Origin of the sequence: Streptomyces sp. NPDC049879 (genome assembly GCF_044461265.1) — a bacterium.
In the GTDB taxonomy this organism is placed as follows: domain Bacteria; phylum Actinomycetota; class Actinomycetes; order Streptomycetales; family Streptomycetaceae; genus Streptomyces.
The window spans coordinates 145,002-168,827 of the sequence record NZ_JBITKT010000002.1 but is presented as its reverse complement, the minus strand read 5'-3'; the positions used below and the strand labels follow the sequence as shown (position 1 = coordinate 168,827).

Sequence of the window (23,826 nt, the reverse complement as noted above, 5' to 3'; positions counted from 1 at the left end):
CTACATCTGGTGTCCCGAAAGGCCGATTGCGACACGCCGCCCGTTTCTCGTACATTGCTTCGAGCAAGGTAAGCCTTACCTAACTTCCTTGCGGCTCGACCACCCGAAGTGGAGTACGAAGACCATGCGTTCACACCGCCTCGCCCTGCTCACCGCCGCGGCGGCCCTGCTGGGCCTCACCGCCTGCGGCGGCGGCTCGTCCGACGACGCCCCGGACGACGGCGCCGCGAGCCAGGGGAGCGGGGAGAGCGGGAACGGCGGCGACGCGGGCGCGTTCCCCCTCACCATCGAGCACGCCCTCGGCGAGACCACCATCCCCGAACGCCCCGAGCGCGTCGCCACCGTCAACTGGGCCAACCACGAGGTGCCGCTCGCCCTCGGCGTCGTCCCCGTCGGCATGGCCGCCGCCAACTTCGGCGACGACGACGGCGACGGCGTCCTCCCCTGGGTCGCCGAACGCCTGGCGGAACTGGACGCCGAGACCCCGGTCCTCTTCGACGAGACCGACGGCATCGACTTCGAGGCCGTCGCCGACACGCAGCCCGACGTGATCCTCGCCGCCTACTCCGGCCTCACGCAGCAGGACTACGACACCCTGAGCGAGATCGCCCCCGTCGTCGCCTACCCGGACGCGGCCTGGGCCACCCCGTGGCGCGACATCATCCGCCTCAACAGCGAGGCCATCGGACTCGGCGCCGAGGGCGAGGAGTTGATCACCGGCATCGAGGGCGACATCGAGGCCGTCGTCGCCGACCACCCGCAACTCCAGGGCAAGTCCGCGATGTTCCTGACCCACGTCGACCCCAACGACGTCAGCCAGGTCGGCTTCTACACCACCCACGACACCCGCGTCCTCTTCTTCGAGGACCTCGGCCTCACCATCCCGGACAGCATCGCCGAAGCCTCCGAGGGCACCGACCAGTTCGCCCTCACCCAGAGCGCCGAGCAGATCGACCTCTTCGACGACGTCGACATCATCACCGGCTACGGCGACGACACCGGCGAACTCCTCGACATCCTGGAGACCGACCCGCTCCTGTCCCGCATCCCCGCCGTCGAACGCGGCTCCGTCTACCTCCTCCCCGGCAGCAGCCCCCTCGCCACCGCCGCCAACCCCACACCCCTGTCCATCTCCTGGGTGCTGGAGGACTACGTCGCAGCCCTCGCCGAGGCCGCGGACCAGGTCGGGTGACCGCCACCGCCACCCGACGCACACCGGACGCCGCCCCCGCGCGGCGTCCGGCGCGCGTCCGGCTCCTGTGGCTGCTCGCCGCCGTCCTGGCGCTCGCCGCGATCATGCTGGCGTCCGTCGCGTTCGGCTCGCGCACCGTCCCCTGGTCCGACATCACCGCCGCGCTCGGCGGCGCCGAGGACACCCTCGGCCAGGCCGCCGTCACCAAGCGCGTCCCGCGCACGCTGCTCGCCGTCGTCGTCGGCGCGGCGCTCGGCCTGTCCGGCGCCGTCATGCAGGGCGTCACCCGCAACCCGCTGGCCGACCCCGGCATCCTCGGCGTCAACATGGGCGCGTCCCTGGCCGTCGTCACCGCCGTCGCGTACTTCGGCCTCACCTCGCCCACCGGGTACGTGTGGGTCGCGATGGCGGGGGCGGCCGTCTCGGCGGTGTTCGTGTACGCGGTCGGCTCACTCGGCCGCGGCGGCGCCACCCCGCTCAAGCTCGCGCTGGCGGGCGCCGCGACCTCCGCCGCGTTCGCCTCCCTCGTCAGCGCCGTCGTGCTGCCGCGCAACGACATCGCCGACAGCTTCAGGCTCTGGCAGATCGGCGGCGTCGGCGGCGCCTCGTACGAACGCATCGGCCACGTCGCGCCGTTCCTCGCCGCCGGGCTCGCCGTCTGCCTCCTCTCCGCCCGCGCCCTCAACTCCCTGGCGCTGGGCGACGAACTGGCCGCCGGGCTCGGCGAACGCGTCGCCGTCGCCCGCGCCACCGCGGCCGCCGGCGCCATCGTGCTGTGCGGCGCCTCGACCGCCGTCGCGGGCCCGATCGGGTTCGTCGGCCTGGTCGTCCCGCACGCCTGCCGCCTGCTGACCGGCGTGGACCACCGCTGGCTGCTGCCGTTCTCCGCCCTCACCGGCGCCGCGCTGCTCACCGCCGCCGACGTCGTCGGACGCGTCGTCGCGCGGCCCGCCGAGATCGACGTCGGCATCGTCACCGCGCTCGTGGGCGCCCCGTTCTTCATCCACATCGTCCGCCGTCAGAAGGTGCGTGCCCTGTGACCGCCGTCCCGACCACCGCGTACGCGGTCAGGCGCGGCCGGACCCGGCGCGCCGCGCGCCGCAGGACCGTCGTCCTCGTCCTCGCCGCGCTCGTCGCCGCCGCGTTCGCCGCCAGCCTCGTCTTCGGGCAGACGTACTACCCGCCGCGCGACGTGCTGCGCGTCATCCTCGGCGAGCAGGTGCCGGGCGCGTCGTTCACCGTCGGGCGGCTGCGCCTGCCGCGTACGGTCCTCGCCGCCGTCGCCGGGTGCAGCTTCGGCCTGGCGGGCGTCACCTTCCAGACGATGCTGCGCAACCCGCTCGCCAGCCCGGATGTCATCGGCATCAGCTCGGGCGCGAGCGCGGCGGCGGCGTTCGCGATCGTCACCCTCTCGCTCGGCGAGACGCAGGTGTCCGTGTTCGCGATCACGGCGGCCCTCGGCGTCGCGCTGCTGATCTACCTCCTCGCCTTCCGCGACGGCGTGGCCGGGACGCGCCTCGTGCTGATCGGCATCGGCGTCGCCGCGATGCTCGACAGCGCCACCGCGTACGTCCTCTCCCGCGCCGCCGAATGGGACCTCCAGGAGGCGATGCGCTGGCTCACCGGCAGCCTCAACGGCGCCGCCTGGGAGCAGACCGTGCCCGCCCTCGCCGCCCTGGCCGTCCTTGCGCCCGTCCTGCTGTCCCGGTCGCGCGACCTCGCCGCGATGCAGCTCGGCGACGACACCGCCGCCGCGCTCGGCGTCCGCGTCGAACGGACCCGCGTCACCCTGATCGTCGCCGCCGTCGGCCTGATCGCCTTCGCCACCGCCGCGACCGGGCCCATCGCGTTCGTCGCCTTCCTGTCGGGGCCCATCGCCGCCCGGCTGGCCGGCCCCGGCACGTCCCTGCTGGTCCCGGCGGGGCTCGTCGGCGCGCTCCTCGTCCTCGTCGCCGATTTCACGGGCCAGTACGCGTTCGACGTCCGCTACCCCGTGGGCGTCGTCACCGGCGTCCTCGGCGCCCCGTACCTCATCCACCTCATCATCCGCGCCCACCGGGCGGGAGGCTCGCTGTGACCACGTCCCACGCACTCGCCGCCGAGGACCTCACCCTCGGCTACGGCGACCGCACCGTCGTCAGCTCCCTCGACCTGACCGTGCCGCCGGGCGCGATCACCGTCGTCGTCGGGGCCAACGCGTGCGGCAAGTCGACGCTGCTGCGCTCCATGTCGCGCCTGCTGGCGCCGCGCGCGGGCCGCGTCGTCCTCGACGGCAAGGCGGTGCACCGCCTGCCCGCCAAGGAACTCGCCCGCACGCTCGGCCTGTTGCCCCAGTCACCGATCGCCCCCGAGGGCATCACCGTCCTCGACCTCGTCAGCCGCGGCCGCCACCCGCACCAGGGCCTCTTCTCCCGCTGGAACGCCGCCGACGACGCCGCCGTGGCCGCCGCCCTTGACGCCACCCGCACCGCCGACCTCGCCGACCGCGCCGTCGACGAACTCTCCGGCGGCCAGCGCCAGCGCGTCTGGATCGCCATGGCCCTGGCCCAGCAGACCGACCTGCTGCTCCTCGACGAACCCACGACATTCCTCGACGCCAGCCACCAGATCGACGTCCTCGACCTCCTGACCGACCTCAACCACGACCGGGGCACGACGATCGTGATGGTCCTGCACGACCTCAACCTCGCCGCCCGCTACGCGGACCACCTGATCGCCCTCGCCGACGGCCACCTCCACACCACCGGCACACCCGCCGAAGTCCTCACCGAATCAACGGTCCGCGCGGTCTTCGGCCTGGAAAGCCGCATCATCGAAGACCCGATCTCGACCCGCCCCCTGATGCTCCCGATAGGCCGCCACCACACCGGGGGCCGCTGCACGCCCACTCCATGACCACCCGGCAACCCCAGCCCGGCCGCCCCCGCGCGGTGTGCACCTGCTGCCCTCCCCCCCCTCCCCCCCCGCAATCCCCGCATTTCCTCGGGAAACTCACGAGTCGTCCGAGTTCCCTCTGGCAGGCATGACTTCCGTCAGGCGTTCGAGTGCGGCATCGGGTGTCCTCGCCACGAGCGCGACGTCATCCAGCCCGGAGTACATGGCTCCGTCGGGCGCCATGCCGAGGTAGACGCCGCCCCTGTCCGTGGACCCCACGGGGTAGAGGCTAGCGCCTGCCTGCTCGCTGAGGACTTCGAAGATCTCGTCCTCCCATTCGGCCGCCAGAGGATCGAGGTGGAAGGGAGTGCGGCCGAGCGCTCGCATGGCGGGAGCGCGCTCCACCAGCAGCCCACCGAACTCCCGCAGGAAGGCACGCGCCGCATCATGGATCTCGAATCCGCCGTGCTCCCTCAGGACATCCTCCCAGCGCGCGGTATCCACCTGCCGCCCTGGAAACCAACCAGCAGCCCGGAGCGTATGCTCCGTGCTCACCGGCCACCGTGAGTCCGGAGTTACTGCCACGCGGACACGTCCTTCGTATGGGACAACTTCTCACCGGTACCCGACGGCGGGCTTGTCCACTGTCTGGTCGCCGCTTTCTGCGAAGAACTCGACGTGATCGCGGCCCCGGTAGACGGAACCGTCCTGGGCCATACCGAAAAACAGGTTCCTATGGTCCATCTCTCCGATGGGGTACAGGGCCTTGCCGCTCTCCTCACTCATGTACTCGTAGATGTCGGCCTCCCATTTCGCTTCCAGCGGATCGAACGAGAAGGGGCCGAGCGCCATAGTGACACCTTTCCCTGACAGGTCGAAGGCGAGGCCGCCGAACTCGGCCAGGAAGACACGCGCCCGTTCGTGCATCTCGAACTCGTCGCTCTCTTCGAGGGACCTTTCCCACTCTTCCGTCGGCACCCGGCGCTGCGGGGTCCAGCCCGCCTCTCTCAAGACACGCTCCGCGGTCGGCGACCAACGCCTCGCGCTGTGGTCATCCATGTCAGGAAGATCCTGTGACTCCGAACTGTTCATGCACGTCAAGCACGCTTCACGTGCCGGAACGTAAACCGGCTGGTTTCCGTCCGCCGAATGTCACCTTCGCCGAGATGGTGGACATCGGCCGGGCCATCAGCCACCAGATCGTGATGGTCTCGCACGACCTCAACCTCGTCGCCCGCCGCGCGGACCACCTGATCGTCCCCGCCGCCCGACGCCTCCTCGCCGCCGGCGTGACCGGGAGGGTGCAGCCTCCCACCCGGACCAGTCCCAACCCGGGGAACGCGGCCCGCCTTCGTCGACCGCCGCTCGCTGGCGCCCAGACGCTTGAATCAGGCGTCACCGGATTCCTTCCACGAGCTTTTCCAGCGCCCGGTCTCCGTTCTCGGCGTATTCCGAGACGCTGTCCATGCCCAGGAACACCCTGCCGTCGGCTGCCATGCCGATGTACAGATTGCGGCGTCCCATCATGCCGAGGGGGTAGAGGTTGGTTCCCGCTTCCTCGCTCAGCACGTCGAAGATCTCGTCTTCCCCTTCAGCCAGAGTCGGATCGATTTGGAAATCAGCCTTCAACGCGCTGATGCCCGGCCCACGTGCCTCTACTTCCAAGCCTCCGAATTCGGCCAAGAAATCACGCGCCGCCGGATGCATGGCAAAACCGCCGCTTCGGGAAAGCAGCTCCTCGTACGACTCAACGCCCACAGCGCGTCCCGGTGACCACCCGGCTCCACGCAGAACACGTTCCGTCTCTTGCGACCACCGCGCATTCCCGGGTGCTGTCATTCCTACGTCACTCCTGTGATGCCGAACTGGTCAAGTACATGGGCACACGACGGACAGATCACCTTTGGATCGCCGTGTACGTCGTTGCCTACGGCGCGGACTTGGACGGCAGCCATCGTCCCACCTCGGGGATCGACCCCTGCGTTGAGCGCGTTCGTAAGGGCCTCGGCCTCGCCGCATCGCCCATGCTGGTTGCCTGGCAGACGGATATTCTGCGGGACCCTGTCGTACGCCGCCTGTACGTCCGGGTGCAGGTTGTGGTCGCCGCCGCCCTTGATGCTCGCTCCGTTGAAGACGTGCTGGTTGCCGGCCGCGTCCGTCACGGCCAGCCCGGCGGAGCTGGTCGGCCGCGTGTGCTTGTTGGCGCCGGGGCGTGCCTGTTCCAGGTTGGCCCGCTCACGCGCCGCCGCGAGCGCGCGCTCGCAGTCCGGGGCGAGACCGAACGGGTCCACGGCGGTGTGCGGGTTCGTGACGTACGCGCGCGGGTTGGGGCCCGGGGCCAGTCCCAGGGGGTCGAGGGTGACGTACTGGCCGGTGTCGGGGTCGTAGTGGCGCTGATAGTTGTAGTGCAGGCCTGACTCGGGGTCGGCGTACTGCCCGGGGAAGCGGAGGGGGCAGTACGCCCGCTGGTCGTCGGCGCGGTCCAGTGGGGCGCCCCAGACCGTGGCCCGTTGATGCCACGCGACCTCGCCCGTCTCGTCGAAGAGTTCGGTCGGCGTGCCGACGAGATCGGCGACGATGCCGTAGAAGCGTTCGTCGATCCACTCCTGCGGCCGGTCCCGGAGCGCGCTGCTCTCGATCTGGGTGACGGGCGTGAACCGGTCCTGCTCCCAGTCCCAGACGGTCCGCCGGAGACCGCCCCCGGCGGTGCTCTCGGTCTGTTCGGCGGGGACGAAGCGGTCCCAGTGGAACAGTGTCTCCGCCTCGACCGTGACGCTGTCGGCGGCCATGCGCCGCTTGGCGACGCGGCGGCCGAACGGGTCGTAGAGGTAGGTCCAGCGGGTGCCTTCCGGGGTGGTCAGCGCGATGAGCCGGTCCTGGCTGTCCCATGTGTAGTGCCAGACGTCGGCCTTGCGGGACAGCCGTTTGCGGCGGCGGACCACGACGCGGCCCTGGGCGTCGTGCTGGTAGCCGATGTCGGAACGGCGGCGCCGCGGACGGCCCTCGTCCCGGAGCAAGTCGGTCTCGGCGAGGTCACCGGCGGCGTCATAGGCGTACCGCTCCGTCCAGCCTTCCGCCCGCACCCCCGTGACGCGGCCCCGGCCGTCGAGGTCGATGGAGCGGTCCCCGGCGAGGCGGTCGGTGATCGCGGTGACCGCGCCGTCTGGGCGGTACGTGTACGCGCGCTGTTGCAGGGACCGGGCGGCCGGGCCGTGGCCGGTCCGCAGGGTCTGCGCGGCGAGCAGTCCCGCGTCGTTCCAGGTCTGGCTGAGCCCGGCTTCCCCGACACGACGCTCGACCTCGCGGCCGTCGCCGTCGTAGGCGAACGTCACGCGGCGCCCGGCGGTCTCGACGGCGGTGGGCTGGTCGCGGTCGTCGTACTCCCACCGGCTCTCGTGGCCCGAGGGGGTGACGCGCCTGATCCGGCGGCCGCGCGCGTCGTACTCGGAGCGTACGGTGGCGCCGTTGCACGTCTCGGCCAGGATGCGACCCAACGTGTCGCGCTCGTAGGACAGTTCCACGCCCGGGGCACGGGCCTCCCGCACCTCGCCCATCAGGTCGTAGGCGAAGGTGGTCACCCCCTCGGGGGCGCGCTGCTCGACGACCTTTCCGCGGTGATCGCGGACGAAGTGGACCGTCTGTCCGATGGAGTTGGTGCGCTCCAAGAGCTGGCCGACGGCGTCGTGGCGGTACCTGTGCGTCCGCCCGCCGAAGTCGGTCTCACGGGTCAGCCGGCCGACGGGATCGTACTCGTAGGTCCACTCGGCACCGGCGCCGTTGGTGACCGAGGTGACACGCAACTCGCCGTCGTACGCGAAGTCGAGCCGGGTGCCGTCCGGGTCGATCCTGCTGCTGAGCAGGTCGAGCCCGTAGTAGGTGAAACGGGTCGACGCACCGCTGGGGCCGATGTGCTCCAGCAGGTTGCCCTCGCCGTCGTAGCGGCGGCGCTCGGCGCTGCCGTCCGGGTGGACGCGTCCGGCCGGCAGACCCTCCGTCGTCCAGCGTGAACGGGTGACCCGTCCGTCCGGGGCCGTGGTCACCACGACCCTGCCGAACGCGTCCCGCTCCAGCCGCGTGACCGCGCCCTCCGCGTCGGTGGCGGACACGGGCATCCCCGTCGCGTCGTTCTCCAGGCGCGCGCTGCGGCCGTCGGCGTCGGTGATGGTGACGACGGACCCGGTGCGGTCGTAGGTGTAGTCGATCCGCCCTCCGGCGGGGTCGGTCTCGGAGGTGAGGTTGCCCCGCTCGTCGTACGTCATCCGCCAGACCCCGCCGTCCGGCTGCGTGACGGCGACCGGCTTGCCCAGGCTGTCGTTCTCCTGGATGTGGCGGGTGCCGTCCGGCTCCACGAGTGCCGAGAGGTGGCCGTCGGCGTCGTACTCGTACCGCGTGGTCCGGCCCAAGGGGTCGGTCAGCGAACGCAGGCGGTCGAAACGGTCGTGCACCCGGGTCGTCCGGTGACCCAACGCGTCGGTCTGCTCGACCAGTTGGTAGCAGTCGTTGAACTGGTAGACGGTGGTGTGGCCCAGAGCATCGGTGAACGTGGTGCGGTGGTCAGCGGTGTCGTAGGCGATGCGGCTGTTGAGCAGCCCGTCCATGCCCTCGGTGGCGACGCAGCGCCCACTGTCGTCGTACACGTACCGGTACCAGACCGCGTTCCGGTCCAGCCATCCGGTGATGCGCCGCCGCTCGTCGTAACTGAATCGGGTCGCCTTCTCCGACGAGTTGACGACGTGGGTGAGGTCGCCTTGTGCGCCGTACTCGAAGCGCCGCAGCAGCGGTCGCCCGTCGCCGTTGAGGAGGCGCAGCGCCGTGACGCGCCCGCCACGGGTGGTGACACCGATGTGATAGCCGCCCTCGTGGATGACGTCGGTGGGCGCGCCCTCGTCGTCGTACTCCACCCGGATGCGGTTGCCGTTGCGGTCGGTGATCGCGACGAGGGGGAGTTCACCGCCCGGTCGTCCGGCGGTGGGGGCGAAGCGGAGGAACTCACCCGTCCTCGTCCGCTCGATGACCAGCCCGGACCCGGGCCCGTTCTCCCATCGCAGGGGCCAGCGCGGCCCCTCGACGGGCAGGACGGGCACCCCGGCCTCGGGGCGCGGATAGTCCAGGATCATGCCGTCGTCGGTGACGAGACGCAGACCGGCCGGATCGAGCAGCAGACGTTGGTCCAGGGTCGACGTCCAGGAGGGGCCGAACCATCCACCGGACCGGAAGCGGGACCGGTGGTGGCGCCGGAGGACGAGCGGCAGCGCGCCGGGCAGTTCGACGTCCGTCTCGGACATGACCATCTCGCCGGTGGCCATGTCGATGGGGTCGGTGCGGCAGACGAGGTCGTCGGCGCCACGGCCGGAACGGCGCAGGCTGCGCCCCAGCCCGAGCGCGCCCTGCCGGAGGCCGCGCAGGCCGGTGCGGGCGGCGGAGAGGCCGCCTCTCAGTCCTCGGGCGAGGCCGCCGAGGGTGGTGAGGCCCTTCATGCCCGGGATGCAGTCGAGCGCGGCGAAGGCCACGTCGAGGAGTCCTGCTTCTCCTCTGGCGTATTTGACCAAGGTGTCGGTGAGGACGACCAGGGCTGCGGCGAGGACGACCCAGGCCAGCGGGCCGCCGATGATCATCACGACGACGCCGAGGACCGCGACGATGACCTTGCATACGTCGACGATGGTGTCCCAGTTTTCGGTGACCCAGTGGACGGCCTTCTGCCACCATTTGCGGTTCTGGATACCGGCATCGGACGCTTCGTCGATGTCACGCGCCGCTTGGCGTGCGGCTTCCTCGCGCATCTCTTTGGCCTGCCGCGCCAGCTCCCGCGCCGCATCAAGACTGTCCTGCGCGGTATCGACGCGGGCTTGCGCGGACTCCCGGGCCTGGTCCGCCGCCTGGCGGTCACGCGTGGCCGCACGCACCTCCGCCTCGTCCGGCGCGGGCGCGCCCGCCCGTTCCCCTTCGCGCTGGAGGCGCTCGGCCTCGTCCCCGGCCCGGCCGACCCAGTCCTGCGCGTCCCCCAACGCGCCCTGTGCCGAGGTCAGATCAGCCTGAGCGGCGATCGCACGGTCGAGAGCCCGGTCGGCCTGCCCTTGCGCCGTCTGCAACTTCGGCCAGTACGTCCCCAACGCCTGGGCGCACAGGTCGTAGGAGTCCCGCAGCTTCTCCAGGTTCCCGGGAACACCATCGAACTCGTTGCGGAACGCCTCCGCCGACAGGCCCGCCCAGTCCTGCACCGCACGATCCGACGCCAACCCGCGGATCTTCCCCAACGCCTCCGCCACATCGTCCGCGAACGTCTGCAACTCGTCAGCGAGCTCACGGACCTCCTCCGGATCACCTGGCGTCGGATCCGACTCCATCCCCACCGGAGACCAATCAGAAGGCCGTCCCACGATCTTCCCCCCAAGTCCGCGTCCCCAAAGGCTCAGCACACTACTTAGAGCAATCACGCATGGCAATGTGTTACACCGGTGCGCGCGGCAAGCCTCTGGTGTTCGCCGCCCATCGCGGGCACGATGACGCGATGCGTCCCTTCCGCTTCCTGGCCTCGATCGGCGAGCTGCACGACGGACCCGGGCTGGCCGCGTTCGCCCGCCGTGCCGAGTCGATCGGCTACAGCGCCCTGATGGCGCCCGACCACCTCCTCGCCCAGTACGCGCCGGTGCCCCTCCTCACCGCCGCCGCGGCGGCGACCGAGAAGCTGCGCGTCGGCACCTTCGTCTTCAACACCAACCTCCGCCACCCCGCCGTCCTGGCGCAGGAACTCGCCACGCTCGACCGGCTCTCCGGCGGGCGCCTGGACATCGGCATCGGCGCGGGCTGGAACAAGCCCGAGCACGACGCCATCGGCATCCCCTTCGAACCCGTCGGCACACGCGTCGCCAAACTCACCGAGGCCATCCAGGTCCTCAAGGGCTGCTTCGCCGACGAGAAGTTGTCCCTCGAAGGCGAGCACTACACGATCACCGCGTTCGACGCCCAGCCGAAGCCCGTCCAGCGCCCCCACCCGCCGTTCTTCATCGGCGGCGGCGGGAAACGCCTCCTGACCCTCGCGGCCAGGGAGGCCCAGATCGTCGGCCTGGCCCCCCGCCTCGGGAAGGACGCGAACGGGCTGCCGGCCCTCGACGCCCCCAGCATCACCCTCGCCGCCACCGAGGAGAAGATCCGCTGGGTCCGCGAGGCGGCCGGCGACCGCTTCGCCGAGCTGGAGCTGAACACCTACCCGACCGGCGGCCCCATGGTCGTCACCGGCAACGCCAAGGCCGAAGCCCGCCGCCGTGCCGACGACCTGCGCCGCCGCACCGGGGCCACCCTCACCACCGACGACGTCCTCGAATCCCCGCACGTCTTCATCGGCACCGTCCCCCAACTGGCCGAGAAACTCACCTTCCTCCGCGCCCACCTGGGCATCACGTCCTTCCTGCTCCCCGACACGGAAGCAGCGGCCCCCCTCATCGAGGCCCTGGCGGACAACTGACCGGACGCGACAACGGCGGGCGCACACCGGTCGTCCCCCGGTGTGCGCCCGCCGCTTCGCCGTCGGCCCCCGTTACGGCGGGCCGGGCGCGGTGTCAGGCGCCGACGTCGCCGGTGCGGAAGTCCGCGATGTCCAGCACCTGGTCGGCCGGCGGCTCCTCGAACTCGACCGGCTCGCCGTACTGGCTCAGCTCGATCTCGACATCCGTACCGCCCTGCGCGGTGCGGACCAGCAGCGGGTACGGCTCGCCCTCGTTGGCGATGAGCATCGTCACCTCGTTGCCCTCGTCGTCGGGACCGGTGAGGGTGATCACGGGCGTGCCGTTGTAGTCGGTCTCGGGGCCGACCTCGTCGGGCCCGCCCGAGCCCTCGTCGGAGCCGAGCTCGGACTGCATCGCCGACAGCGAGCAGGCCCCGGCCATCTGCGAGAACTCCGTGTCGCTCAGGTGGCCGTACAGGTACTTGCCCTCCAGCAGGCTGAGCGTCGCCTCGTCCGCGACCGCGAGCTGCGACTGCCAGAACGCGGCGTCCGGCTTCATCCAGACCTCGTCGTTCTCGCGGACGAGCAGCTCGACCGAGCCCCCGCCCCCCTGGGTGACGGACCCCTCGCAGGACCCGTCCTGGTCCATGTGGAGGTCGAGGCCCATGCCGATGACCTCGGGGTCCGTCAGCGTCCGCATCCGCACCGACGTGGCCGAACCCAGCGCCTCCTGCGCACGGTCGGACACCTCCTGCGGGGACAGGTCCGCGAGGGATTCGCCGTCCCCTTCCCCGCCCCCGCCGGTGCTCTCCTGGCCGTCCGCCCCTTCGGAGCCGGAGTCGGAGTCGCTGTCACCGCCACAGGCGGTCAGTGCCAGCACTCCCGCAGCCGCCACCGCGACCAACTGAGCCCGACGCGTCCTTGACTTCATGGGTACCCCCTCATTCCCTGCTCATCTGCTGCGACTCGATCATCACTTGTATGGCACGGCTTCCCCAAGCGGGACCGGCCATCCGTCACGAAACCAGTACACCGGCACGCCCGAAGGCCACGAAGAGATCAACTCCCGGTCGCAGCACGGAAGTCACGCGGCCACCACGGGGACCGGTCGCACGCCCCTATTCACACACCTGCGCGCGGCGCACCCCATGCCCGCGAGCGCCCCCCGGAGACACCGCACGCTCTACCGGTCCCCACAGGCGGCGGAAAGGATGAGCACACCGCACATCAACAAGGTCATCCCGCACACCCGCGCCTCGGGCAGGCGGCGGACACGCGGGGGAAGGAGCCCACGGTGTTGCTTCTCATCTCCCCGGACAGCGTCGAGGAGGCACTCGACTGCGCGAAGGCGGCCGAACACCTCGACATCGTCGACGTCAAGAAGCCCGACGAGGGTTCCCTCGGCGCCAACTTCCCCTGGGTCATCCGGGAAATCCGCGACGCGATCCCCGCCGGCAAGCCCGTCTCCGCCACCGTGGGGGACGTCCCGTACAAGCCCGGCACGGTGGCCCAGGCCGCCCTCGGCGCGGTCGTCTCCGGCGCCACGTACATCAAGGTCGGCCTGTACGGATGCACGACCCCCGCCCAGGGCATCGACGTCATGCGCGCCGTCGTCCGCGCGGTGAAGGACCACCGCCCCGAAGCGCTCGTCGTCGCCTCCGGCTACGCCGACGCCCACCGGATCGGCTGCGTCAACCCGCTCGCCCTGCCCGACATCGCCGCCCGCTCCGGCGCCGACGCGGCCATGCTCGACACGGCGATCAAGGACGGGACGCGGCTGTTCGACCACGTCCCGCCGGACGCCTGCGCCGAGTTCGTACGCCTGGCCCACGCGTCCGGTCTGCTCGCCGCCCTCGCGGGCAGCGTCAAACAGGCCGACCTCGGCCCGCTGACGCGCATGGGCACGGACATCGTCGGCGTGCGCGGAGCGGTCTGCGAGGGCGGCGACCGCGATGCAGGAAGGATTCAGCCGCACCTGGTGGCGGCCTTCCGGGCGGAGATGCACCGGCAGGCCCGGGACCACGCGGCCAACGTCCCCGCCTGACCCGGCCACCGGCATGCCGACCCCCGAACGCGCCCCCGCCGCGCGTTTCCCCGTCGCCGACCCGGCCACAGGCGAGGCCTTCGACGAGGCCCCCGACCAGCACCCGGACGAGCTGGACGCCGTGGTCGGCCGGGCCCACCGGGCCTGGCACGGCTGGCGCGCCGACCCCGCCGCCCGCACCACCGCGTTGCGCCTGGCGGCCGACACCGTCGAGTCGGCCGCCGACCGGCTCGCCCGGCTGCTCACCCGCGAACAGGGCAAGCCCCTCGCCGAGTCGCACGCGGAGACCGCCCGCACGGCGGCCCGCCTGCGCTACTTCGCGGACCTCACCGCCCCCGAGACCCGGCGGATCACCGACGGCAGGCCCGTCCACAGCGAGATCCGGTGGCGGTCCATCGGACCGGTCGCCGCGATCGTCCCGTGGAACTTCCCCCTCCAGCTCGCGGCGGCGAAGTTCGCGCCCGCGCTCGCGGCGGGCAACCCCGTCGTCCTCAAACCGTCCCCGTTCACCCCCCTCGCCACCCGCCTGCTCTGCTCCCTCCTCGCCGACGCCCTCCCCGAGGACGTCCTGACCGTCGTCACCGGCCGCGAGCCCCTCGGCGCCCGTCTCGCCGCCCACCCGGGGATCCGCCACGTGACGTTCACCGGCTCGGTGCCCACCGGGCGGGCCGTCGCCGGGGCGGCGGCGGCCTCGCTCGCCCGCGTCACCCTCGAACTCGGCGGCAACGACGCCGCCATCCTGCTGGACGACACCGACATCGACCGCATCGCGGACCGGCTGTTCTGGGCCGCGTTCCGCAACTGCGGGCAGGTCTGCATGGCGGTCAAACGCGTCTACGCCCCCGCCCGGCTCCACGCCGAGGTCGTCGAGGCACTCGCCCAGCGCGCGAAAGCCGTCCCCGTCGGGCCAGGACTCGACCCCGCGACCCGCCTCGGCCCGGTCAACAACGCCCCGCAGCTGGCCCGCGTCGAGCGCATCACCGCGCAGGCCCTCGCGGACGGGGCGCGGGCGGCCGCCGGCGGCCACCGGCTGGACGGGCCCGGCTGGTTCTTCGCCCCCACGGTCCTCACCGACGTCCCGCCCGGCAGCCGCGTGGTGACCGAGGAGCAGTTCGGCCCGGTCCTGCCCGTGCTGCCGTACCGCGGTCTCGACGAGGCCGTCCACGCGGCCAACGGCACCGGCTTCGGCCTCGGCGGCTCCGTGTGGGGCACCGACCCCGACCGCGCCCAGGCGGTCGCCGAACGGCTCGAATGCGGCACCGCCTGGATCAACCACCACGCCGAACTGTCCCTCGCCCAGCCCTTCGCGGGCGACAAGGACAGCGGCGTCGGCGTCGCGGGCGGACCGTGGGGCCTGTACGGGAACCTGCGGCCGTTCGTCGTCCACCGCCCCGAGGAGCCGTGCGGATGAGGTTCCAGGCGGCCGTACTGCGGTCGTACGAGGGCCCGTTCGCGGTCGAGCACGTGACCCTGCCGCCGGAGCCCGCCGCCGGGGAGATCCTGGTCGAGATCGCGGGCTGCGGGATGTGCAGGACCGATCTCGCGGTCCGCCGCTCGGCGGGCCGCAGCCCGCTGCCCGCCGTGCTCGGGCACGAGGGCGCCGGGGTCGTGGTGCGGACGGGCGGCGGCCCGGACACCGCGATCGGCGTCGGCGACCACGTCGTCCTCAGCTTCGACTCCTGCGGACACTGCCGCAACTGCCTCCGCGCCGCACCCGCCTACTGCGACTCCTTCGCCGCCCTCAACCTCTTCGGCGGACGCCGCGAGGACCCGCCGCGGCTCACCGACGCCGCCGGGAGAACGCTGGCCCCCCGCTGGTTCGGCCAGTCCTCGTTCGCCGAGTACGCGCTCGTCCCGGCCCGCAACGCCGTCCGGGTGGACCCCGAACTGCCCCTCGAACTGCTCGGACCGCTCGGCTGCGGCTTCCTCACCGGCGCGGGGGCCGTGCTGAACACCTTCGCCCTCGGCCCGGGCGACACCCTCCTCGTCCTCGGCGCGGGAGCGGTGGGCCTGGCCGCGGTGATGGCGGCGACCGCCGCCGGTGCCCTGACCCTTGCCGTCGACCGGCACCCCCAACGGCTCGACCTGGCCGCCCGGTTCGGCGCCATCCCCCTGCCCTCCACCACGCCGGGACTGCCAGAACGCATCCGCCGGCTGACCGACGGCGGCGCGGCGTACGCGCTCGACACCACCGCCTCGCCCGCGCTCATCAACGACGCGCTCCTGGCCCTGCGCCCCCTCGGCGTCCTCGGCCTGGTGGCACGGCTCCACACCCCGCTCCCGCTCGACCCGGGCACGCTCGACCGGGGCCGCAGCATCCGCCACCTCTGCGAAGGGGATGCCGTACCCGGCCTGTTGATCCCCCTGCTGACCGGACTGTGGCAGACCGGACGCTTCCCCTTCGACCAACTGATCCGCACCTACCCGCTGGCCGACGTCAACGAGGCCGAACGCGACTGCGACGCGGGCCGCGTGGTCAAACCCGTCCTGCTCCCGAACAGAGGAAGCCCATGACCTCACCACACCCCGAGCTGGAGGGCGTCGGCCTGACCGCCCTCCTGGTCGCCGCGGCACGGGCGATCGAGACCCACCGCCACGACGGCCTGGCCCAGGACGTCTACGCGGAACACTTCGTACGCGCCGTCCCGGCGTGCGCGGACTGGCCGGTGCGCATCGAGCAGGTCCCGGACGGCGACGCCGACCCGCTGTGGGGGCGGTTCGCCGGCTACTTCGCGCTGCGCACCAGGGTCCTGGACGACTTCCTCCTCGGCTCGGTCCGCACGGGCGCCCGCCAAGTCGTCCTGCTGGGCGCGGGCTTGGACACCCGGGCCTTCCGCCTTGACTGGCCCTCCGACTGCGTGGTCTTCGAGATCGACAGGCCAGGCGTCCTCGCGTTCAAACACGACGTCCTCACGGCCCTGTCGGCCACCCCGCAGGCCAAACGCATCACCGTACCGGCCGACCTGTGCGACGACTGGCCCACCGCACTGACTACCGCCGGCTTCGACCCGGCCACCCCGAGCGTGTGGCTGGCAGAAGGAGTCCTCTTCTACCTGCCACCCGCCGCCGAGACACGCATCATCGACACGGTGGACCACCTGACCACGGCAGGCAGCGCACTGGCCTACGAAGCCAAACTGGAAAAAGACCTCCTGCAGTACCGCGACAGCACGATCTACACGTCAACACGCCAGCGGCTCGGCATCGACCTGCTCACCCTCTTCACACAGGAACCCCGCCCCGACTCGACCGGATCCCTGAAATCCAGAGGCTGGTCCACACAGGTCCGCATCCCCTTCGACTTCACACACCACCACAACCGCGGCCCACTCCCCGAACCGAACGACGCACTGGAGGGCAACCGCTGGATCTTCGCCCACAAACCCTGATTCCGCAGGGGTGACGGGGGTCAGGCCGTCGTGTCCGTCCGCGGGTTCGCGGCGGCGCGGGCGGCCTCCAGGCGGGCGACGGGGATGCGGAAGGGGGAGCAGGAGACGTAGTCGAGGCCGACCTCGTGGAAGAAGTGGACGGACTCGGGGTCGCCGCCGTGCTCGCCGCAGACGCCGAGCTTGAGGTCGGGGCGGACGGCGCGGCCGGCGCGGACGGCGTCGGCGACGAGCCTGCCGACGCCGTCGCGGTCGATCGTCTCGAAGGGCGAGACGCCGAAGATGCCCTTCTCCAGGTAGGCGGTGAAGAAGCTCGCCTCGACGTCGTCGCGGGAGAAGCCCCACACGGTCTGGGTGAGGTCGTTGGTGCCGAAGGAGAAGAACTGCGCGGCCTCGGCGATCTGCCCGGCGGTGAGCGCGGCGCGCGGCAGCTCGATCATCGTGCCGAGCGAGATGCCGAGGGCGGTGCCGGTCGTGGACTCGACCTCGGCGATGACCTTCTCGGCCTCCTCGCGGACGAGTTCCAGCTCCTGGACGGTGCCGACGAGCGGGATCATGATCTCGCCGCGCGGGTCGCCACCGGCCTCGCGGCGGTGCGCGGCGGCCTCCGCGATGGCCCGTACCTGCATCGTGAACAGGCCGGGGACGACGAGCCCGAGGCGGACGCCGCGCAGGCCGAGCATCGGGTTCTGCTCGTGGAGGCGGTGGACGGCCTGGAGGAGGCGGAGGTCGTTCTCGTTGGCGTCCTTGCGGGATTCCGCCAGCGCGACGCGTACCGACAACTCGGTGATGTCGGGGAGGAACTCGTGCAGGGGCGGGTCGAGGAGGCGGACGGTGACGGGGAGTCCGTCCATCGCCTCGAACAGCTCGACGAAGTCCTGCTTCTGGAGCGGCAGGAGCTGCTTGAGGGATCCCTCGCGCTCCTTGTCGGTGTCGGCGAGGATCAGCGACTCGACGAGCTTGCGGCGTTCGCCGAGGAACATGTGCTCGGTGCGGCACAGGCCGATGCCCTGCGCGCCGAAGCGGCGGGCGCGCAGCGCGTCGGTGGCGTTGTCGGCGTTGGCGCGCACGCGCAGGCGGCGGGTGCGGTCGGCGTAGGCCATGACGCGGTGGACGGCGGCCACGAGTTCGTCCGCCTCCTCGGCCCCGGCGTGCATCCGGCCCTCGAAGTACTCGACGACGGGCGAGGGCACGACGGGCACCTCACCGAGGTGCACACGGCCGGTGGAGCCGTCGATGGAGACGAGTTCGCCCTCCTCGACGACGGTGCCGTCCGCCGTGGTGAACCGGCGGCGCTTGGTGTCCACCTCCAGTTCCTCGGCGCCGCAGACACAGGTCTTGCCCATGCCCCGGGCGACGACGGCGGCGTGCGAGGTCTTGCCGCCGCGTGAGGTGAGGATGCCCTCGGCGGCGAGCATCCCGTCGAGGTCGTCGGGGTTGGTCTCGCGGCGGATGAGGATGACCTTCTCGCCGGAGCGCGACCACTTGACGGCGGTGTACGAGTCGAAGACGGCCTTGCCGACGGCGGCACCCGGCGAGGCGGCGATGCCGCGCGCGACGCATTCGGCGGTGGCCTTCTCGTCGAAGCGCGGGAACATGAGCTGCGCGAGCTGGGCACCGCTGACGCGCTGCAGCGCCTCGGCCTCCGTGATGAGGCCCTGGTCCACGAGCTGGGTGGCGATACGGAACGCGGCGGCGGCGGTGCGCTTGCCGACCCGCGTCTGGAGCATCCAGAGCTTGCCGCGCTCGATGGTGAACTCGATGTCGCACAGGTCCCGGTAGTGGTTCTCCAGGGTCGCCATGATGCCCAGGAGCGCGTCGTAGGAGGTCTTGTCGAGGGTCTCCAGGTCGGCGAGGGGGACGGTGTTGCGGATGCCCGCGACGACGTCCTCGCCCTGCGCGTTCTGGAGGTAGTCGCCGTAGTCGCCGTAGACGCCCTGGTGGCCGCTGGCCGGGTCGCGGGTGAAGGCGACGCCGGTGCCGGAGTCGGGGCCGAGGTTGCCGAACACCATGGAGCAGACGTTGACGGCGGTGCCGAGGTCGTGCGGGATGCGCTCCTGGCGGCGGTAGAGCTTGGCGCGGTCGGTGTTCCACGAGTCGAAGACGGCGTGGATCGCGAGGTCCATCTGGTCGCGCGGGTCCTGGGGGAAGGGCCGCCCGGCCTCGCGGACGACGAGCTTCTTGTAGCGCGTGACGAGCTTTCTGAGGTCGCTGGCGTCGAGGTCCACGTCGCTCGCCGCGTTCCTCGCCTTCTTCGCCGCCTCCAGTTCCTCTTCGAAGAGCGCGCCGTCCACGCCGAGGACGGTCTTGCCGAACATCTGGATGAGGCGGCGGTACGAGTCCCAGGCGAAGCGCTCGTCACCGGCCTGCGCGGCGAGCCCGGCGACGGAGGCGTCCGAGAGGCCTATGTTGAGGACGGTGTCCATCATGCCGGGCATGGAGAACTTGGCGCCGGAGCGGACGGAGACGAGGAGCGGGTCGTCGGCCTGGCCGAGCTTTCTGCCCATCGCGGCCTCCAGCGCGGCGAGATGCGCGCTCACCTCGGCGCGCAGGGCCGCCGGTTCCGCGCCGCTCTCCAGGTACGTCCGGCACGCCTCGGTGGTGATGGTGAAGCCGGGCGGGACCGGCAGCCCGAGGTTCGTCATCTCGGCGAGGTTCGCCCCCTTGCCGCCGAGGAGGTCCTTCAGGTGGCGGTTGCCCTCGGTGAAGTCGTAGACGTACTTCGGCATCCCGGCTCGTCCGCCGGCCTCGGGGTGCTGCTGCTGTGTGGTCGACACGGGACCGGCTCCCTCACGCTCGCTGCCCTGACGGCGAGGAACATACCCAGATCCAAGGCGGCACGGCACCATGACCTACAGATCCACCGGGCGCAATACGCCGCTAGCCAGGGGATCGAAAGCGACGGCAGGGCGAGGACGGAGGAGATCCGCCCTTCAAGGCTTTGAAGCGGAACGCAAAGCTCCGCCACATTCCGCTCACATGAGCGAAGCTCTACCTCATCTGTGTTCACTTCCTTGAGATACCCGCGACTGGCACTCGGTGCCACACTTCGAAAGGTGAAAACCCCCAACACCCGCTCATCTGAGATCCCCACCTCTCATATGTGGCGCAAATCACGCGCCTCCTCAGCCTTTCTGCTCACGATGTGAGACGCGGGGCACGGGGCCGAGAGACACAGGCCGGGGAACGGCACGAGAACGACACCGAGTGCCAGGAGGCACCCGGACGGGGCCAGCGCTCACACAGCGTGTCCGACGCGCCTGAAGTCCTCGAACACGAAGGTGCGCTGAGGCAGTTGCACGAGGACGCAATAACTCCGCGCGCTCCACCACCCTCAAGGAGGCCAACCCCAGAGGCGAGGCCCCAACCACGGGATCGGGCACAGGAGAGCCAAGAGTTCCGAACAACCGAAGAGGCCCAGGTCGTTGACCTGGGCCTTCGTGCTGGAGCGGGCGACGAGAATCGAACTCGCGCTCTGAGCTTGGGAATCACCGAGCCATACAGGCCATCTACACCCGCTGACCAGGGCATACGCTGCCACCTTTGACTGCCCGGCCTACTTCGTGGTGCCCGTGGTTGCCCGTGGATCTCCGCTCGATCGGGCACGGAACGGGCACGGCCCGGCGGACTGGTTGGCTGTCGATCAGCTGTTGATTGGGCTGTTCGCGTGCCTGGAGCCTTGCCGGTGATGTCCGCCTGCGGGTGAGGGGTCCAGCCCTGGTTCGAGACGACACGCCGGACGTGATCGGCGCCTGTGCCTCGGAGGTCTTCACTGACCGGGTCTTCGTCATAGGCCAGTCCACTAGCGTCCGGCAGCACGCCATGCCGCGCTCCCGCACCAGCGCGGACGAACGGAACCCGGCCCAGCGTCGTGCACGGACGGAGCACTCCCCTGCGATTGTCGAAATCTTGGCGAGCAGGCCAGCCTAGATGAGAGACTTGCTGCGAAGTTGCTGGAGAATCACGAAGTGGGACGCGGTCGTATGGGTGGCGAGATTTCCGAGATCGAACAATCCGGTAGGGGAATTTTTGACTGCGATGAGGCGTATCGAAGTCCGCAGCCAGCGGATTATGAACGAATTTTCCGCACTGGTATGGTTGTGCTCGATACTAACGTTCTGCTCAATTTGTACCGGTCGAACAGTCGAACTCGTGAAGATACCCTTGCGGTATTAACCAACCTGCGTGAGCGTCTTTGGATCCCTCATCAGGTGCTCGCCGAATTTTGGCGCAGCCGCGAAAAGGCGTCTATTCGCCATCATCATAAAAGTAAGGCGAGGGAGGCTTCGGGTGCGCTTGACAAAATTAGTCGGTCGGCGAAAGATGCTCTTGATCGATGGCTTACTGCGGTCCATTTGAAAGATGATGCGGAAGTTGTCGAGCACATCGACACAGCCTTAAAGTCGCTATCTCAGATTGTGATAGATGTCAAGGCGTTGATCCAAAGTCAAGCCGCTAAGGACGCCCTCTCGGGCGCTACCGGGACTAACGAAGATCCTGTGCTAGGGGCGCTGGAGGGCTTGCTGCAAGGGCGCGTAGGCGACCCGTTGGGGTCGAGCGCTTATGCGAAAGCAGTCCAGGAAGCGCAAGAACGTGCTGACGAAGAAATACCACCCGGGTACGAGGACTTTAAAAATAAGCCCCCAGAGCAAGCGGCTGGTGACTACCTGCTTTGGAGGCAGATTCTACTAGAGGCGGAATCTCGAAAATGTGACGTTCTGTTGGTTACGGGTGATATTAAACCGGATTGGTGGATTCCTCAAGAGAGTGACCTTCCGGCCCGCCCGCGCCAAGAACTGGTTGTTGAGATGAAAAAGGATGCGGGCGTTCGGCTGTTTATGCTGTCTCCGGGAGAGATGCTTTCTTGGGCCGATCAACTGTTCGACTTGCAAGTTGATGAAAACTCAGTGAACGACCTGAAGCAACTGCAGAGTGCAAAGGATGCAACGGAAACCGTCGAGATCGGGTGGACGGCTGAATCGCTCGCCCTGTTCCTTGAGCAACTGTTGCTGCGATACCCGCCGCAGGCGAAGGCCATCATCGCTGCTGCGGCGAATGGTGGGTTCGTCGATCGTGCTTCTGTATACGAGCTCGCAGGGTACCCATCCAATCGGCAGCTTAAAGGATTTACCCGACCCATCGCTACGATCGCCAAAGAGCTGGAAGCGCAGAATGATTTGGCGGGTACCGAGCCATTCCTCTTGCGTACTGTTTACGGCTCGGAAACGGAGCCTTCATGGGCCACGGGGTTTCGAATTCCCAAGGAAGTAATTCCTTTGCTTCGTGAAGCTTACGAAGATACTGAGTTGTGGCCTTCTGGTCAGCGGCCTGAAGAGTTGATGCTAGCGATCTCGCTGGCTGAATCTATGGTGCGAGGAATGGAGCCCCAGAGTCGCACGCCAAAGGCTCTCAAGAAGGTCGCCGATAGGGTCATAGTGACGCTTGCGGCTGTTGGAAAACCAGTTCCAGTAGACCGTTTTATTCGCGAACTTGAAATGCGGGTGGAAGCTTGGATGCCGGCTGACGAAGTGAGTGAGGCGTGACGCATCGGGATCGCGCCAGGAAAATGCGCTCTACCCGAGGTGCACCTTATTTCCTCGGAGGTGATGAGTGATCCTGAGCCGTTGAGTGTGATGCATGGGAAGGCGTCAAGTTCGTTCGGTTTGAAAAACCGTAGCTCTGTGGACTCGTCTGAAATCGCGAGCTGGCCGCCGATGATGCGGGCGGTGAAACAAACGTTGAATTGGCGGCGGACCTCGCCGTCCGTATAGGCGATGATGTGGCGAGGGTCGGTGTAGGTGCCGACGAGACCGGTGATTTCGACGTCTAGGCTGGTTTCTTCCTTGACCTCGCGTACGGCCGTGCCGGGGAGCGATTCGGTCAGCTCCATGCCGCCGCCGGGGAGTGCCCAGAGGTCGTTGTCGCGTCGGCGTTGAAGAAGGACGCGGCCCTGGTCGTCGGTGACGACTGCGGATGCTGCGACGACCATGCTGTTCGGCTTGGGGGCGTTGGGGTCGTCGTAGTACTCGGTGCGTGCCATGGTCAGACTTCCTCGATCGGATCCGCGGTGGCCCATACCGCGTTGAAGCTCTCGGCGTACGTGTCGAACATCCCGCCGTCGCCGTTACGACGGAGGTGCCAGACAGGGGCACCGTACGCGTTCACTCCCCAGACGTGCGCGTTGACGAGCATGTGGTCGTCCGCGCGGTAGATGGAGTTGTAGAGCGTGGTGCCGTGCTTACGCACCTCGATCCCCCGGACGCCGACGAGCGGGCGGTAATGCATGAGGGCCAACCGGCAGCGGGACTCGATGCCGTGGCCGAAGCGCTCTTCCTGGCCGCGTTGCTGGACGTTCGGGCTGTCGGCGTCGCCGATGGCGATACGGATGGTGCAGCCCTCGGCGGCCCGTTCCTTGAGGGCTTCGTTCAAGCGCGGGTACGCCTCGTGGAGGAACACGGCCGCGTACACCAGCACGTCAATCCGTTCGCGGGCTTGGACCAGCATGTCCACGAACGCGGACGTGGGGACGTCGGCACGCTGGTCGTGGAGGGCGACGAGTTCGGGGCTGATAGCGCGGGTCGGCCGGGCCTGGCGCAGTGAGGGTCACAGTGCGTGCACGTCTTCTCCTAGGGTCTCCGCTGCCAGCACGGCCGTGCTGCGGCGTGGCGTACGCCCGAGGTTCACCCGTTCGATGGACTTGGGGTCCACCTCGACCTTCTTCGCCAGGTAGGCATACGTCCAGCCTCCGGCTGCCATGACAGCTCGTAGCCGCTCGTTCGGCGCCACAGTCTCTCCCCATTCCTCAGGACGGCACCAGGGACGTTCTACCCGACGCGGGACGTCCCGAAGTGGGGTTTGTCGGAGGTTCCTTCGTCCCACCGCGAGG

Annotated in this window: 16 protein-coding genes and 2 pseudogenes; 10 read left to right on the top strand and 8 right to left on the bottom strand. The window is 69.7% G+C overall.

The features are described from left to right. Positions 1-124: 124 nt before the first annotated feature. The 4 genes from ACIBPC_RS07655 to ACIBPC_RS07640 are packed head-to-tail and all read left to right on the top strand — an operon-like array spanning position 125 to position 4,087. Complete coding sequence (locus ACIBPC_RS07655) at positions 125-1,192, top strand: iron-siderophore ABC transporter substrate-binding protein (protein WP_362957249.1); 1,068 nt, start codon at positions 125-127, stop codon at positions 1,190-1,192. Further along, on the top strand, positions 1,189-2,232 hold the full coding sequence (locus ACIBPC_RS07650; protein WP_398841964.1) for a FecCD family ABC transporter permease: 1,044 nt from the start codon (positions 1,189-1,191) through the stop codon (positions 2,230-2,232). Before ACIBPC_RS07655 ends, ACIBPC_RS07650 begins: the two co-directional genes overlap by 4 nt. Next, entirely contained in the window at positions 2,229-3,269 is a 1,041-nt protein-coding gene (locus tag ACIBPC_RS07645; protein WP_362957255.1) for an iron ABC transporter permease, read from the top strand. Before ACIBPC_RS07650 ends, ACIBPC_RS07645 begins: the two co-directional genes overlap by 4 nt. Next, on the top strand, positions 3,266-4,087 hold the full coding sequence (locus ACIBPC_RS07640; protein ID WP_362957257.1) for an ABC transporter ATP-binding protein: 822 nt from the start codon (positions 3,266-3,268) through the stop codon (positions 4,085-4,087). Before ACIBPC_RS07645 ends, ACIBPC_RS07640 begins: the two co-directional genes overlap by 4 nt. Positions 4,088-4,183: 96 nt before the next feature. Here the strand turns inward: ACIBPC_RS07640 and ACIBPC_RS07635 are convergent, their stop codons facing one another. The 4 genes from ACIBPC_RS07635 to ACIBPC_RS07620 all read right to left on the bottom strand — a co-directional run bounded on the left by ACIBPC_RS07635 (position 4,184) and on the right by ACIBPC_RS07620 (position 10,413). Beyond that, positions 4,184-4,621: an SUKH-3 domain-containing protein gene (locus ACIBPC_RS07635; protein WP_398841962.1), complete on the bottom strand. Its 438-nt coding sequence runs from the start codon at positions 4,619-4,621 to the stop codon at positions 4,184-4,186. Between the two features lie 60 nt (positions 4,622-4,681). Beyond that, positions 4,682-5,125, bottom strand: coding sequence for an SUKH-3 domain-containing protein (locus ACIBPC_RS07630; RefSeq protein WP_398841960.1), 444 nt, complete (start codon positions 5,123-5,125; stop codon positions 4,682-4,684). A 336-nt stretch (positions 5,126-5,461) separates the two neighbouring features. After that, positions 5,462-5,905, bottom strand: coding sequence for an SUKH-3 domain-containing protein (locus ACIBPC_RS07625; protein WP_398841959.1), 444 nt, complete (start codon positions 5,903-5,905; stop codon positions 5,462-5,464). Between the two features lie 2 nt (positions 5,906-5,907). After that, positions 5,908-10,413, bottom strand: a complete 4,506-nt coding sequence (locus ACIBPC_RS07620; RefSeq protein WP_398841958.1) for a DUF6531 domain-containing protein — start codon at positions 10,411-10,413, stop codon at positions 5,908-5,910. A gap of 164 nt (positions 10,414-10,577) precedes the next feature. On the opposite strand from ACIBPC_RS07620, the gene ACIBPC_RS07615 reads away from it, so the two are divergent. Then, positions 10,578-11,531 carry a TIGR03621 family F420-dependent LLM class oxidoreductase gene (locus ACIBPC_RS07615; protein WP_398841957.1) on the top strand — a complete coding sequence of 318 codons (954 nt, stop codon included), beginning with the start codon at positions 10,578-10,580 and terminating at the stop codon, positions 11,529-11,531. A gap of 94 nt (positions 11,532-11,625) precedes the next feature. Here ACIBPC_RS07615 and ACIBPC_RS07610 read toward each other — a convergent pair whose 3' ends face one another. Further along, complete coding sequence (locus ACIBPC_RS07610; protein WP_362957277.1) at positions 11,626-12,405, bottom strand: hypothetical protein; 780 nt, start codon at positions 12,403-12,405, stop codon at positions 11,626-11,628. A gap of 399 nt (positions 12,406-12,804) precedes the next feature. On the opposite strand from ACIBPC_RS07610, the gene ACIBPC_RS07605 reads away from it, so the two are divergent. The 4 genes from ACIBPC_RS07605 to ACIBPC_RS07590 are packed head-to-tail and all read left to right on the top strand — an operon-like array spanning position 12,805 to position 16,943. Beyond that, the gene (locus ACIBPC_RS07605) at positions 12,805-13,554 is read left to right on the top strand and encodes a (5-formylfuran-3-yl)methyl phosphate synthase (protein ID WP_398841955.1); all 750 of its coding nucleotides are present in this window, start codon (positions 12,805-12,807) and stop codon (positions 13,552-13,554) included. Positions 13,555-13,567: 13 nt separating this feature from the next. Continuing rightward, positions 13,568-14,965 (top strand): aldehyde dehydrogenase family protein, encoded by a 1,398-nt coding sequence (locus tag ACIBPC_RS07600; protein WP_398841954.1) that lies wholly within the window; start codon positions 13,568-13,570, stop codon positions 14,963-14,965. Further along, a complete protein-coding gene (locus ACIBPC_RS07595; RefSeq protein WP_398841953.1) occupies positions 14,962-16,068 on the top strand; it encodes an NAD(P)-dependent alcohol dehydrogenase in 1,107 nt (368 codons plus the stop codon). The genes ACIBPC_RS07600 and ACIBPC_RS07595 overlap by 4 nt, the downstream gene beginning before the upstream one ends. Then, positions 16,065-16,943, top strand: coding sequence for a class I SAM-dependent methyltransferase (locus ACIBPC_RS07590; protein WP_398841951.1), 879 nt, complete (start codon positions 16,065-16,067; stop codon positions 16,941-16,943). Before ACIBPC_RS07595 ends, ACIBPC_RS07590 begins: the two co-directional genes overlap by 4 nt. A 20-nt stretch (positions 16,944-16,963) precedes the next feature. Here ACIBPC_RS07590 and ppdK read toward each other — a convergent pair whose 3' ends face one another. Further along, positions 16,964-19,669: a pyruvate, phosphate dikinase gene (gene ppdK, locus ACIBPC_RS07585; protein ID WP_398843001.1), complete on the bottom strand. Its 2,706-nt coding sequence runs from the start codon at positions 19,667-19,669 to the stop codon at positions 16,964-16,966. Positions 19,670-20,908: 1,239 nt separating this feature from the next. On the opposite strand from ppdK, the gene ACIBPC_RS07580 reads away from it, so the two are divergent. Then, positions 20,909-22,483 carry a PIN-like domain-containing protein gene (locus ACIBPC_RS07580; protein WP_362957291.1) on the top strand — a complete coding sequence of 525 codons (1,575 nt, stop codon included), beginning with the start codon at positions 20,909-20,911 and terminating at the stop codon, positions 22,481-22,483. A 30-nt stretch (positions 22,484-22,513) separates the two neighbouring features. On the opposite strand, the pseudogene ACIBPC_RS07575 reads toward ACIBPC_RS07580, so the two are convergent. Both ACIBPC_RS07575 and ACIBPC_RS07570 read right to left on the bottom strand, forming a co-directional pair. Beyond that, positions 22,514-22,980 (bottom strand): annotated as a pseudogene (locus ACIBPC_RS07575) (NUDIX domain-containing protein). 2 nt (positions 22,981-22,982) lie between these two features. Next, positions 22,983-23,696 (bottom strand): annotated as a pseudogene (locus ACIBPC_RS07570) (XRE family transcriptional regulator). Positions 23,697-23,826 lie beyond the last annotated feature (130 nt).

Coding starts and splice junctions, on each gene's coding strand:
- ACIBPC_RS07655 (WP_362957249.1), top strand. CDS start 125: ATGCGTTCACACCGCCTCGCCCTGCTCACCGCCGCGGCGGCCCTGCTG.
- ACIBPC_RS07630 (WP_398841960.1), bottom strand. CDS start 5,125: ATGGATGACCACAGCGCGAGGCGTTGGTCGCCGACCGCGGAGCGTGTC.
- ACIBPC_RS07625 (WP_398841959.1), bottom strand. CDS start 5,905: ATGACAGCACCCGGGAATGCGCGGTGGTCGCAAGAGACGGAACGTGTT.
- ACIBPC_RS07620 (WP_398841958.1), bottom strand. CDS start 10,413: ATGGAGTCGGATCCGACGCCAGGTGATCCGGAGGAGGTCCGTGAGCTC.
- ACIBPC_RS07615 (WP_398841957.1), top strand. CDS start 10,578: ATGCGTCCCTTCCGCTTCCTGGCCTCGATCGGCGAGCTGCACGACGGA.
- ACIBPC_RS07600 (WP_398841954.1), top strand. CDS start 13,568: ATGCCGACCCCCGAACGCGCCCCCGCCGCGCGTTTCCCCGTCGCCGAC.
- ACIBPC_RS07595 (WP_398841953.1), top strand. CDS start 14,962: ATGAGGTTCCAGGCGGCCGTACTGCGGTCGTACGAGGGCCCGTTCGCG.
- ACIBPC_RS07590 (WP_398841951.1), top strand. CDS start 16,065: ATGACCTCACCACACCCCGAGCTGGAGGGCGTCGGCCTGACCGCCCTC.
- ppdK (WP_398843001.1), bottom strand. CDS start 19,669: ATGCCGAAGTACGTCTACGACTTCACCGAGGGCAACCGCCACCTGAAG.